This window comes from Pseudomonas sp. Pseusp11 (assembly GCF_047304405.1).
Lineage (GTDB): Bacteria > Pseudomonadota > Gammaproteobacteria > Pseudomonadales > Pseudomonadaceae > Aquipseudomonas.
The window spans coordinates 107,035-119,851 of the sequence record NZ_JBGLZF010000009.1; the positions used below are offsets into that span (position 1 = coordinate 107,035).

General features: G+C 59.5%; 11 protein-coding genes. 8 read left to right on the forward strand and 3 right to left on the reverse strand.

Features of this window, described 5'->3' with window-relative positions; genetic code table 11:
- The gene (locus ACCC96_RS09935) at positions 1 to 489 is read right to left on the reverse strand and encodes an Lrp/AsnC ligand binding domain-containing protein (RefSeq protein ID WP_003177284.1); all 489 of its coding nucleotides are present in this window, start codon (positions 487 to 489) and stop codon (positions 1 to 3) included.
- Between the two features lie 156 nt (positions 490 to 645).
- On the opposite strand from ACCC96_RS09935, the gene dadA reads away from it, so the two are divergent.
- The 7 genes from dadA to ACCC96_RS09970 all read left to right on the forward strand — a co-directional run bounded on the left by dadA (position 646) and on the right by ACCC96_RS09970 (position 8,167).
- A complete protein-coding gene (gene dadA / locus ACCC96_RS09940; RefSeq protein WP_413695704.1) occupies positions 646 to 1,950 on the forward strand; it encodes a D-amino acid dehydrogenase in 1,305 nt (434 codons plus the stop codon).
- Positions 1,922 to 2,275, forward strand: a complete 354-nt coding sequence (locus ACCC96_RS09945) for a RidA family protein (RefSeq protein WP_018927502.1) — start codon at positions 1,922 to 1,924, stop codon at positions 2,273 to 2,275. The genes dadA and ACCC96_RS09945 overlap by 29 nt, the downstream gene beginning before the upstream one ends.
- 111 nt (positions 2,276 to 2,386) lie before the next feature.
- Positions 2,387 to 3,460: an alanine racemase gene (gene alr, locus ACCC96_RS09950; RefSeq protein ID WP_413695705.1), complete on the forward strand. Its 1,074-nt coding sequence runs from the start codon at positions 2,387 to 2,389 to the stop codon at positions 3,458 to 3,460.
- Positions 3,461 to 3,588: 128 nt separating this feature from the next.
- Positions 3,589 to 4,137 carry a cupin domain-containing protein gene (locus ACCC96_RS09955; protein ID WP_018927504.1) on the forward strand — a complete coding sequence of 183 codons (549 nt, stop codon included), beginning with the start codon at positions 3,589 to 3,591 and terminating at the stop codon, positions 4,135 to 4,137.
- Between the two features lie 170 nt (positions 4,138 to 4,307).
- On the forward strand, positions 4,308 to 4,736 hold the full coding sequence (locus ACCC96_RS09960) for a c-type cytochrome (RefSeq protein WP_081625748.1): 429 nt from the start codon (positions 4,308 to 4,310) through the stop codon (positions 4,734 to 4,736).
- A 129-nt stretch (positions 4,737 to 4,865) separates the two neighbouring features.
- On the forward strand, positions 4,866 to 6,788 hold the full coding sequence (locus ACCC96_RS09965) for an acetyl-CoA hydrolase/transferase C-terminal domain-containing protein (RefSeq protein WP_413695706.1): 1,923 nt from the start codon (positions 4,866 to 4,868) through the stop codon (positions 6,786 to 6,788).
- A 227-nt stretch (positions 6,789 to 7,015) separates the two neighbouring features.
- Positions 7,016 to 8,167, forward strand: coding sequence for a hypothetical protein (locus ACCC96_RS09970; protein WP_413695707.1), 1,152 nt, complete (start codon positions 7,016 to 7,018; stop codon positions 8,165 to 8,167).
- Between the two features lie 55 nt (positions 8,168 to 8,222).
- Here ACCC96_RS09970 and ACCC96_RS09975 read toward each other — a convergent pair whose 3' ends face one another.
- Together ACCC96_RS09975 and rep are read right to left on the reverse strand one after the other, a co-directional pair.
- On the reverse strand, positions 8,223 to 8,795 hold the full coding sequence (locus ACCC96_RS09975) for a xanthine phosphoribosyltransferase (protein ID WP_018927509.1): 573 nt from the start codon (positions 8,793 to 8,795) through the stop codon (positions 8,223 to 8,225).
- A gap of 57 nt (positions 8,796 to 8,852) precedes the next feature.
- Positions 8,853 to 10,862, reverse strand: coding sequence for a DNA helicase Rep (rep, locus tag ACCC96_RS09980; protein ID WP_018927510.1), 2,010 nt, complete (start codon positions 10,860 to 10,862; stop codon positions 8,853 to 8,855).
- 262 nt (positions 10,863 to 11,124) lie between these two features.
- Here rep and ACCC96_RS09985 point away from each other — a divergent pair, with 262 nt between their 5' ends.
- Complete coding sequence (locus tag ACCC96_RS09985) at positions 11,125 to 12,798, forward strand: putative bifunctional diguanylate cyclase/phosphodiesterase (protein ID WP_413695708.1); 1,674 nt, start codon at positions 11,125 to 11,127, stop codon at positions 12,796 to 12,798.
- Positions 12,799 to 12,817: the final 19 nt, after the last annotated feature.

Genomic DNA, 12,817 nt, shown 5'->3' on the forward strand with positions numbered 1-12,817 from the left:
TCAATCCGGAATCGGCAGACTCAAACTCTCTTTCACTTCTTCCATCACGATATAGCTCTTGGATTCGCGCACATGCGGCAGCTTGAGCAGGATGTCGCCCAGCAATTTGCGGTACGAGGCCATCTCGGAAATCCGCGCTTTCACCAGGTAATCGAAGTCCCCTGACACCAAATGGCATTCAAGGACGTGGGGCAGTTTCAGCACCGCACGTCGGAACTCTTCGAAAGTATCGCCGGATTTGTAGTCGAGACTGATCTCGACGAACACCAACAGACTACCCTTCAGGTGCTGCGGATTCAGCCGGGCGTTGTAGCCCATGATGATCCCTTCGCGCTCCAGGCGCCGTACCCGTTCAGTGCAGGGGGTGGTGGAGAGGCCGACCTTTTCCCCCAGTTCGGTGAAGGAGATACGCCCGTCCGCTTGCAGAATCCGCAGGATGTTGCGGTCGATCTTGTCCAGCTCACGTTTGGTCTGAGTGTTGGTCCGCATAGGGGATGCGCCTCCGTGAAAAGGGTTTTTGCCGAGAATTGTCGCCAAATATAAGCACTTATATAGTGAAAAGCACTGGCTAATCTTTTTTAAACTGCCCACATCTTCGGTCTGCACAATAAACGTCAGCGGTACGCCGCGATGAGGGATATGAAAATGCGCGTTCTGGTCTTGGGTAGCGGCGTCATCGGTACCGCCAGTGCCTATTATCTGGCACGAGCCGGCTTTGAAGTGACGGTTGTGGACCGTCAGCCAGCGCCGGCCATGGAAACCAGTTTCGCCAACGCCGGGCAGGTTTCGCCGGGTTATGCCTCGCCGTGGGCCGCACCGGGCGTGCCGCTCAAAGCCATCAAGTGGCTGTTGCAGCGCCATGCGCCATTGGCGATTAAGGCCACCGCCGACATCGACCAATACCTGTGGATGGCGCAGATGCTGCGCAACTGCACCGCCAGCCGTTACGCGGTGAACAAGGAGCGCATGGTGCGTCTGTCCGAGTACAGCCGCGACTGCCTCGACGAATTGCGCGCCGAAACCGGCATTGCCTACGAAGGCCGTAGCCTCGGTACTACCCAGCTGTTCCGCACCCAGGCGCAGCTCGATGGCGCCGCCAAAGACATCGCCGTGCTGAAAGAGTCGGGTGTGCCGTTCGAACTGCTCGACCGCGCCGGCATTGCCCGGGTCGAACCGGCCCTGGCCAGCGTCACCGACATCCTCGCCGGTGCCTTGCGCCTGCCGAACGACCAGACCGGCGACTGCCAGATATTCACCACCCGCCTGGCCGAAATGGCCGTGAAACTGGGTGTGGAGTTCCGTTTCGGCCAGGACATCCAGCGCCTCGACTTCGCCGGTGATCGCATCAACGGTGTGTGGATCGACGGCAAGCTGGAAACCGCCGACCGTTACGTGCTGGCCCTCGGCAGTTACTCGCCGCAGTTGCTCAAGCCGCTGGGCATCAAGGCCCCGGTGTACCCACTCAAGGGTTACTCGCTGACCGTGCCGATCACTAACCCGGCGATGGCCCCGACGTCGACCATTCTCGATGAGACCTACAAGGTCGCGATCACCCGTTTCGACAACCGCATCCGTGTTGGCGGCATGGCGGAAATCGCCGGTTTTGACCTGTCGTTGAACCCGCGTCGGCGCGAAACCCTGGAGATGATCGTCAACGACCTTTATCCTCAGGGCGGCAGTCTGCCCGAAGCGAGTTTCTGGACTGGCCTGCGTCCGACCACTCCGGACGGCACGCCGATTGTCGGTGCCACACCGTTCAAAAACCTGTTCTTGAACACGGGCCACGGTACGCTCGGCTGGACCATGGCTTGTGGTTCCGGTCGTTTGCTGGCTGACCTGATGGCCAAGAGAACGCCGCAGATCAGCGCCGAAGGCCTCGATATTTCCCGTTATGGCAACAAACTTAAGGAGCCTGCAAAACATGTCAATCCAGCGCCAGCTCACCAATGAGCGCATGAGCCAGATCGTTGTCCATAACGGTACCGTGTATCTGGCAGGGCAGGTCGGCGACGACATGAGCGCCGGGATTGAACAGCAGACCCGTGAAGCCCTCGCCAATATCGAGCGTTTGCTGGATCTGGCCGGGACGGACAAGAACCGTCTGCTGTCGGTGACCATTTACCTGAAAGACATCGACGCGCACTTCGCAGGCATGAATTCGGTGTGGGACCAGTGGCTGCCAAAAGGCGTCGCGCCGGCCCGTGCCACGGTCGAATCGAAGCTGTGCGAACCGCAAATCCTGGTCGAGCTGTCGGTCGTTGCCGCGCTGCCATAAACGCTTTGCCATAAATCAAGTCACAAAGATCCCTCTCCCGGCGCTGTTGGTGGTTCACGCTGTCAGCCAGCGCCGGTTTTTTTCCCAATGACCGACTAGAAGTCTGCCGCCATGCGTCCTGCCCGTGCCCTGATCGACCTTCAAGCCCTGCGTCACAACTACCGGATTGCCCGTGAAGTCACGGGTGCCCGTGCCCTCGCGGTGATCAAGGCAGATGCCTATGGCCATGGCGCGGTGCGTTGCGCCCAGGCGCTGGAAGCCGAGGCGGACGGGTTTGCCGTGGCGTGTATCGAAGAGGCCCTGGAGCTGCGCGCCGCCGGTATTCGTGCGCCGGTGTTGCTGCTGGAAGGTTTTTTCGAAGCCGATGAGTTGGCGCTGATCGTCGAGCATGACTTCTGGTGTGTGGTGCATTCGTTGTGGCAACTCGAAGCCATCGAAAAAGCCACGCTGAGCAAACCGATCACGGTGTGGCTCAAGCTCGACTCCGGCATGCATCGGGTTGGCCTGCATCCAGCGGATTACCAGGCAGCCTATCAACGGCTGCTGGCCAGCGGCAAAGTGGCGAAGATCGTGTTGATGAGTCACTTCGCCCGCGCCGATGAACTGCACTGCCAGGCCAGCGTCGATCAGGTCGCGGTATTCGAAGCGGCGCGTAAGGGGTTGGCGGCCGAAATCAGCCTGCGTAACTCGCCGGCGGTGCTTGGTTGGCCGCATATTCCGAGCGATTGGGTGCGCCCGGGCATCATGCTCTACGGCGCGACGCCGTTCGAAGAGGCCAATGCCGTGGCGTCCCGACTGCAACCGGTGATGACCCTGGAATCGAAAGTGATTTGCGTGCGTGAACTGCCGGCCGGCGAGCCGATTGGTTACGGCGCGAAATTCATCACCCCCAAACCGATGCGTGTGGGTGTGGTGGCGATGGGGTATGCCGACGGTTATCCGCGCCAGGCTCCGAGCGGCACGCCGGTGCTGGTGGCCGGGCAGCGCAGTCAATTACTGGGGCGGGTATCGATGGACATGCTCTGCGTCGACCTGACCGACGTACCGCAAGCCGGCCTCGGTTCGCCCGTCGAGTTGTGGGGCAAAAATATCCTCGCCAGTGACGTCGCGACGGCCGCCGACACGATTCCTTATCAGATCTTCTGCAACCTGCGTCGGGTTCCGCTGCTCTATTCCGGGGCCTGACGAACAGCGCTCCCGACCGAAAGTCGCTTCGCCAGGCTGGATTCAGGCGCAAGTGTTGTAAATACTGAACGCTGTCGCCATGATAACGCTCAATATTCTTGCAACCTGAATCCCTGGAGGCTCCAGCATTGGACGTCGGTGAACGACTGCAATCGATCCGTAAGCTCAAAGGTCTTTCCCAGCGTGAGCTCGCCAAACGCGCGGGTGTTACCAACAGCACCATATCGATGATCGAGAAGAACAGCGTCAGCCCCTCGATCAGTTCGCTGAGGAAGGTACTGGGCGGGATTCCCATGTCCATGGTCGAGTTCTTTTCCGAAGAAATCCTGCAGGAAAAGCCGACTCAGATCGTCTACAAGGCCCACGAGCTGATCGATATTTCCGATGGCGCAGTGACCATGAAGCTCGTCGGCCGTGCTCACCCGAGCCGCGCGATCGCGTTCCTCAACGAAATCTACCCGCCAGGCGCCGACACCGGTGAGGAGATGCTCACCCACGAGGGCGAGGAAACCGGGATTCTGGTGGAAGGTCGGCTGGAACTGGTGGTAGGGCTCGAAACATTTGTGCTCGAGGCCGGCGACAGCTACTACTTTGAAAGTACCAAGCCGCACCGTTTCCGGAATCCGTTCGATGCCCCGGCGCGACTAATCAGCGCAGCCACTCCAGCGAATTTCTAAGAGACACGGCGTCGTGCCCGGATTGCACAGACGCCCATGCTGTATTCCCGCCTTGTGATAAGACCCCTTCGACTTTGGGGTTGTTTCAGTGTGGCGGGCTTACCGCTATACTTGCGCCCGCCTGCGAACCGTGGCCGCAGGCGTGACTAGCCACCATTGAGGGTGTACGCGTGAACCTAATTATGAAAATGCTGGCCGCACCAGCAACCGTATTGGCCCTTTGGGCAGTCAGCGCACAAGCTGCGACCAACGACGATATCGCTAAACGTCTTGAACCCGTCGGCCAAGTCTGTGTGCAGGGTAAAGAATGCAAGGGGATGGAAGTCGCTGCTTCGGTTGGCGGCGGTGCGTCGAAAACTCCTGACGAAATTATTGCCAAACACTGCAATGCTTGCCATGGCACCGGCCTGTTGGGCGCACCCAAGATCGGTGATGCCGCAGACTGGAAAAAACGTGCCGATAAAGAAGGCGGCACCGCTGCTGGCTTGGCGAAGGTAGCGTTGAGCGGGCTCAATGCGATGCCGCCAAAAGGCACCTGCAGTGACTGCGAACTGAAAGACCTTGAAGGCGCCATCCAGAAGATGTCTGGCCTGAAATAAGCCTGTTTTCAACGAAAAGCCGCTTGCGAGCGGCTTTTTTGTGCCTGCGATTTGCCTGAGGCTATTCTTTGCAGCAAAGACCCGGCAAGCTCGGTCCAACCCAATTCATGGGGTGGGCGGGAGGATCAGATGGTGCAGTTGTGTTCTATCGAGCAGGCGGTCGATGATGTCCTGGCACGATTGCCGGCGCATATCCACATGGGCCTGCCGCTGGGGCTGGGCAAACCTAACCCCTTCGTCAACGCGCTGTATCAACGCATCGCGCAACTGCCCGAGCGGCAGCTGACGGTCTACACCGCCCTGTGCCTTGGACGCCCGCCCTTGGGCGATGGTTTGCAAAAGCGCTTCCTCGAACCCTTTATCGAGCGGGTGTTCGGCGATTACCCCGAACTGGATTTCCTCGCTGACCTGCGTCGCGACAGTCTGCCGAACAACATCCGCATTCATCAGTTCTTCATGCAGCCGGGCAGCCTGTTGAACAGCGCCCCGGCCCAGCAGGATTACGTCAGTAGCAATTACAGCCACGCCGCGCGGGACATCAACGCCGCCGGATTGAACCTGGTGGCGCAACTGGTCGCCAGCCACAGCGAACATCCCGATCGCCTGAGCCTGAGCTGCAACCCGGACATCACCCTCGACCTGTTGCCGATGATCGCCAAGCGCCGGGCGGCGGGGGAGACGATCCTGATGGTGGGCCAGGTGCACAACGACTTGCCGTACATGCCCGGTGACGCGGAAGTCGGCATCGACACCTTCGACCTGCTGCTCGACGCGAAGGACAACACCACGTTGTTCTCCACACCGAACATGCCGGTGGGTTGCCAGGATCATTTCATCGGGCTGCACGCCAGCACGCTGGTGCGCGATGGTGGCACCTTGCAGATCGGCATCGGCGCCATGGGCGATGCCCTGACGGCGGCGTTACTGGCGCGGCAGGCGGACAGTGACGGTTACAAGGCGTTGCTGGCGGATCTGAATCTCAGCCAGTGGACGCAGCTGATCGAGCGCGAAGGGGGCATTGAACCGTTCGCCAAGGGCCTTTATGGTTGCAGCGAAATGTTCGTCAACGGCTTGCTGGTGTTGGCCGACGCCGGGATAGTGCGACGCAAGGTCTACCCGGATGTGTCGACCCAGCAGCAGGCCAACGCCGGCACGTTGAACGAAGCCGCGCAAACCGATGGCATCTCGGTACATGGCGGGTTTTTTCTCGGCCCGCGCAGTTTCTACGAGCGCTTGCGCGAGTTGCCGCAGAGCAAGCGGCTCGAATTCAACATGACCCGCATCAGTTACATCAACGAGCTCTACGGTCAGGAAGAACTCAAACGCTTGCAGCGCCTTGATGCGCGCTTCATCAACACTGTGTTCACCATGACCCTGCTCGGCGCCGGCGTGGCCGATCAGCTCGAAGACGGGCGGGTACTCAGCGGCGTTGGCGGGCAATACAACTTCGTGGCCCAGGGTCATGCACTGGAAGGCGCGCGTTCGATCCTGCTCCTGCGCAGTTGGCGTGAGTCGGGCGGTGAGGTCAGTTCGAACATCGTCTGGGAATACGGCCACTGCACAATCCCGCGGCATCTGCGCGACATCGTCGTCACCGAGTACGGCATCGCCGATCTGCGAGGCAAGACCGATGCGGCGGTGATCGAGGCGTTGCTGAACATCTGCGACTCACGCTTCCAGCCGGGGCTGATCGAACAGGCGCAGAACGCTGGCAAATTGCCGAAGCATTTCCGCCTCGATCCGCGTTTCGCCGACAACAGCCCGCAGCGTTTACAGGCCATTCAGGCTCGGCATTCGAATCTGTTTCCGGAATATCCGTTGGGCTGCGATTTCACGGCGCAGGAGCGGGATTTATTGCGGGCGCTGAACTGGTTGAAGAGCAAGTTCAAGCTCACGGAGATTCTGGAATTGGGCAAGGCGGCGCTGGATGCGCCGGAGCCGGCGGAGTTTTCCGAGCATCTGGAGCGCATGCAGCTGACGAAACCCGAAGGATTGAAAGAGGATTTGTTTCAGCGGTTGCTGCTCACCGGCCTGAAGGCCACCGCGCAGTAATAGCCGCCACAAAAACCTGTGGGGGCGGCGGTGCAACGATTCGACTTGCCCGCGAGGGACAGTCCCGTCTCGAGCGAACCAATACCTACACATAAATTCTTTCTAAATTTGCACGTCTGCAGAGTAAGACTGTGCTGTCAGCCCCTTCTGATTTTCCCTGCTCTACGGCGATACACCCCAACAGCTGTGTACCTTGTCGGCAAGGACCCATTGTCGAGAGAAAGAGCATGGACACGTCTTCAAGGAAAACTGTTACGGACGCTGCACTTAAACAAGCCCTGTTGCTGGTTGATCTAACCGAAACAAACGATCCCGATCACGCTGTTCGATTGCTGCTAAATGAAATCCTCCAGGGACTCTCTGAAAAAGGTTGGCCCCAAGCGCAACTACAAACCGGGCCGCGGATTGTGTCTGCTGAAGAAAATTACGGTTTGCTCGGTTATGACCCGGCGGAGGTTACGCTCGGGAGTGAACACACCCGTTGGGTCGATGAGTACTCGTTGTTGCGAACACAAACCACCAGTCAGATTCCGGTAGCGCTTCAGCGAGCGGCTCAGGTGCGGCAGTCGGGACAGACGATATTGCTGGCAGCTCCAGGTATAACTTTCCGTCGTGATAGTCGGGATCGTTGGCATTGCGCGGAACCGCATCAAATGGATATTTGGGTGCTGGGTGATCCGGAACTGGCAACGCACGAACATCTGTTGCGTTTGGTCGGCGATATCCTTACGTCCGCCGTTCCTGATAAGTCTTGGGTCTACAGCGATAGTCCGCATCACTACACGGAGGGAGGAATCGAAGTGAATGTGTTGAATGATGGGGCTCCGGTTGAGGTGCTGGAGTGCGGTCGTATTGCGAGGTCTTTGTTGGAGCGTTTGAACATTGACCCGCTGCATCATGGAGGGCTGGCACTCGGGATGGGTCTGGATCGCCTGACGATGTTGCGAAAAGGCATTCCGGATATTCGCTTGCTGCGTGATCAGAACGTGCGAGTGCAGGCGCAGATGCATGATCTGAATCCATGGACGGCGGTATCTCGTTTGCCGTCGATTGCTCGTGATATTTCGTTGGCGGTAACGCCGGGGCTGAGCGAAGAAGTGTTGACCGAAAGAATGTTGCAGGCGGCCGGCGACTGCTCTGACTGGATCGAGGAGATGCAAGTCAAGGGAAGGTGGGAGTTCTCGGATTTACCCGCGCAGGCAATTGAAAGGCTCGGGCTGCTGCCGGGTCAGGAGAATGTGCTTTTACGCGTGGTGCTGCGTGATTGTTCGCGATCAATCACTACCGCTGAGGCGAACGCTTTGTATGCGGACATTCAGGCGGCGATGCATGAAGGAACGCCTGGGGCGGGTTACAGAATGGACCTGTCAAAGGCTTGAAACCGAAGTGGGGCGAGCCTGCTCGCTCCCACATTGGTTTTTCGGTGTAGTGGCTTTATTCGATGAAGGTTACAACGCCATCCTTCAGCGATTGCACCCGAGCCAACGATTCCACGCGATAACCCTGGGCATCCAGCTCCGCCCGGCCACCCTGGAACGATTTCTCGATCACGATGCCCAGACCGGCCACGGTCGCGCCGGCCTGTTTGATGATCGAGATCAGCGCTTGCGAAGCCTTACCGTTGGCCAGGAAGTCGTCGATGATCAGCACGCGGTCGCTGCTGGTCAGGTGGCGAGGGGAGATCGCCACGGTGCTTTCGGTTTGCTTGGTGAACGAGTAAACAGTCGCCGACAGCAGGTTTTCAGTCAGGGTCAGGGACTGATGCTTGCGCGCGAAAATCACCGGTACGCCGAGGTTCAGGCCGGTCATGATCGCCGGGGCGATACCCGAGGCTTCGATGGTGACGATCTTGGTGATGCCCGAATCCTTGAACAGCGAGGCGAATTCGTCGCCGATCAGCTTCATCAGGGCCGGGTCGATCTGGTGGTTCAGAAAGGCGTCGACTTTCAGGACCTGGTCGGAAAGCACGATGCCTTCTTCGCGAATTTTCTTGTGCAGTGCTTCCATGAAGCTGTCCTCTGTTGGCGTCTGTTGCGCCGAAGGTCTAAATAAATGTGGTCAATTCTAGCGCTTTAGCATTGCGCGTATATCTGCCAATGCGCTGTTGCCACGAACGGCTTTGACTTCGGTCGGGGTGTCGTCGTTGCCTTCCCAGGCCAGGTCGTCCGGCGGCAGTTCATCGAGGAAGCGGCTGGGCGCGCAGTCGATGATCTCGCCATATTGCTTACGCTTGGCGGCGAAGGTGAAAGCCAGTGTCTGACGCGCTCGGGTAATCCCGACGTAGGCCAGGCGGCGTTCCTCTTCGATGGTGTCGGCTTCGATGCTGGAGCGATGCGGGAGGATTTCCTCTTCCATGCCCATGATGAACACGTAAGGGAATTCCAGGCCCTTGGAGGCGTGCAAGGTCATCATCTGCACACCTTCGGCGCCGTCTTCCTCTTCCTGCTGACGCTCCAGCATGTCGCGCAGCACGAGTTTGCCGATGGCGTCTTCGACGGTCATCTCGCCGTCTTCGTCTTTTTCCAGCGTGTTCTTCAGCGCCTCGATCAGGAACCAGACGTTACCCATGCGGTAATCGGCGGCCTTGTCACTGGAGCTGTTGGTGCGCAGCCAGTTCTCGTAGTCGATGTCCATGACCATGCTGCGCAGGGCAGAGATCGGGTCTTCGCCGGCGCACTGCTCGCGGACCTTGTCCATGAAACGCTTGAAGCGCGACAGGCGATCGGTGAAGCGGCTGTCCAGGTGTTCGCCCAGGCCGATTTCGTCGGTGGCGGCGTACATCGAGATTTTTCGCTCGGTGGCGTAGTTGCCCAGCTTCTCCAGGGTGGTCGAACCGATCTCCCGGCGTGGGACGTTGATCACCCGCAGGAAGGCGTTGTCGTCGTCCGGGTTCACGATCAGGCGGAAGTAGGCCATCAGGTCCTTCACTTCCTGGCGTCCGAAAAAGCTGTTGCCCCCGGACAGTCGGTAAGGCACTTGGTGATGTTGCAGCTTCAGCTCGATCAGCTTGGCCTGGTAGTTGCCGCGATACAGAATCGCGAAATCGCTGTAGGGCCGGTCGGTGCGCAAGTGCAGGCTGAGGATTTCCACGGCCACGCGCTCGGCTTCGGCGTCTTCGTTGCGGCAGCGGATCACGCGGATCTCGTCGCCGTGACCCATTTCACTCCACAGCTGCTTTTCGAATTCGTGCGGGTTGTTCGAAATCAGCACGTTGGCGCAGCGCAGGATGCGGCTGGTGGAGCGGTAGTTCTGCTCCAGCATCACCACTTTCAGGGACGGGTAATCGTCCTTGAGCAGCATCAGGTTTTCCGGGCGGGCGCCGCGCCAGGCGTAGATCGACTGGTCGTCGTCGCCTACCACGGTGAACTGGTTGCGTTTGCCGATCAGCAGTTTCACCAGCAAATACTGGCTGGCGTTGGTGTCCTGGTATTCGTCCACCAGCAGGTAGCGGACCTTGTTCTGCCATTTTTCCAGGATGTCGTCGTGTTCCTGGAACAGTTTTACCGGCAGCAGGATCAGGTCGTCGAAGTCCACCGCGTTGAACGCCTTGAGCGTGCGCTGGTAGTGGGTGTAGACGATGGCGGCGGTCTGTTCCTTGGGGTTGCGTGCGTTTTCCAGGGCTTCGGGCGGCAGGATCAGGTCGTTTTTCCAGGCGCCGATCATGTTCTTGATCTCGTCGACGCCGTCGTCGCCCGAGTATTCCTTCTGCATGATGTCGGTCATCAGGGCTTTGACGTCGGTCTCGTCGAAGATCGAGAAGCCCGGTTTATAGCCCAGCCGCACATGTTCCTTGCGGATGATGTTCAGGCCCAGGTTGTGAAAGGTGCACACCGTCAGGCCGCGGCCTTCACCGCCCTTGAGCAGCGTGCCGACCCGTTCCTTCATCTCCCGCGCGGCCTTGTTGGTAAAGGTCATGGCGACGATGTACTGGGCACGGATGCCGCAGCTCTGGATCAGATGCGCAATTTTGCGGGTGATCACGCTGGTCTTGCCGGAGCCTGCGCCGGCGAGCACCAAAAGAGGGCCGCCGACGTAGCTCACGGCTTCTTGCTGCCGGGGATTGAGTCGGGACATACGAAATCAGGGAGTCGTTAGCGAAATGGGCCGGCATTTTAACAGGCTCAGAGAATTGTGCTGCTCTCTCCGACTTGTGACGCAACACGCGATCTCTATTTGCCGGTTTTGATACTTTCACGCAGGATGCGCAATGAATTCGCGTCTAATGTACGTATTCAAGACTCGAAGTCGTGTTTGATAACCGATGATATTGGGTCATTGGTTACCCGAGCGGCATAATGCGCGCCGCCTACATCTTTGCAGAGTCTAGGGAGCTAGCTTGTCTACGCCTGTCGAACCCTTGCGTTTGCTGCTACTGGCCCAAGAGCCGGCGTGGGCAGCGTTGTTGCGCGAGTGTCTGGCTCCAATGGGGAGTTCGGCAGTGCTGCTCAGCGCGCCGAGCTGGGAGTCGGTCAGCAACCTGTTCGATGACAACCGCAGCGCGGTGTTGTTGACGATTCCTGCTCTGCAGCCGGCACCCGGCCGTTGCAGCCTGCCGACGGTGTTGCTGCTCGAACACGAGCCGCTGGCGCCGCCCGACGGTGTGAGCGACTGGCTGGTGCGCAATCTGCTGGATTCCGGCATGTTGCGCCGCTGTCTGCGTCATGTGCGTGAGCGCGGGGTGCTGGAAAACACCTTGCAGCGCCTGGCCGAGCAGGATCCGCTGACTGGCATCGCCAACCGTCAGGGTTTCCAGACCTTGCTGGCGGCGCGTCTGGCGGACAACGACGGCCGCGGCCTGGCCCTCGGTCACCTTGACCTCGACAACTTTCGACACGCCAACGACGCCCTCGGCCATCAGGCCGGCGACCGGTTGATTCTGCAAGTGGTCTCGCGGCTGAAAAGCCAGCTGGAGGCCGGCGATCAACTGGCGCGGCTGGGTAGCGATGAGTTCGCCCTGCTGATCGACACCCGCCGCGCGCCTCAGCGCGCTGAATGGATGGCCGAACGGATTACCGAAGCCCTGTCCGAGCCCTACTGGATCGACGGCGAAAGCCTGTTGATCGGCTCCAGTCTCGGCATTGCTCACGCCCGGGCGCAGGCCGGCGCCGACCCGCTGATGTGGCATGCGCACATCGCCATGCAGCAGGCCAAGAGTACTCAAGGCTGCACCTTCCACATCTTCAACGAGCGGATCAATCGCAATGCCCGCAGCATCGCCGACCTTGAAAGCGAGCTGCGTCGGGCCTTACGTCGCGATGAGCTGGAGTTGCATTACCAGCCACGCCTGAACCTTGCGGACGGCCAGATCGTCGGCCTCGAAGCCTTGGTGCGCTGGCGTCATGGCGAACGCGGCTTGCTGCCCCCCAGCGAATTCGTGCCACTGGCCGAGCAAAGCGGCTTGATCGTGCCGCTGGGTTACTGGGTGATTTCCCGAGCCCTGCGGGACATGCAGGCGTTGCGTGAGCGGGGTCTGCCGGCGCTGCACATGGCGATCAACCTGTCGTTCCGGCAGTTTCAGGACAGCCAGTTACTGTCGACCCTGAGCCGGCTGATTGCCGAGCGTGGCGTCGAGGCGCAATGGCTGGAATTCGAACTGACCGAAACCGCGGTGATGCGTCGCAGTGACCTGGTCAAGCAGACCATGGACGCCCTCGGGCGACTCGGTGTGCGCTTCTCGCTGGACGATTTCGGCACCGGGTTCTCATCATTCGTGCACCTGAACAGCCTGCCGATCGCCTTGTTGAAGGTCGACAAGAGCTTTGTCGGCGGCATGGAAGAGCGGGAAGAGAATCGCAAACTGGTGCACGCCATGATCAACCTGGCGCACAACCTCAACCTCGAAGTGGTTGCCGAAGGTGTGGAAACACCCGAGCAGCTGGATTTGTTGCGCGGGTTTGGTTGCGATCAGGTGCAGGGGTATCTGATCAGCAAGCCGTTGCCGTTGGCGGAATTGGTTGAGTATTTGACCTTCGGTTCCAGCCAGCAGCCAGCGCTGGAAGTCGTGAGCTGACCACAAACAACTGTGGGGT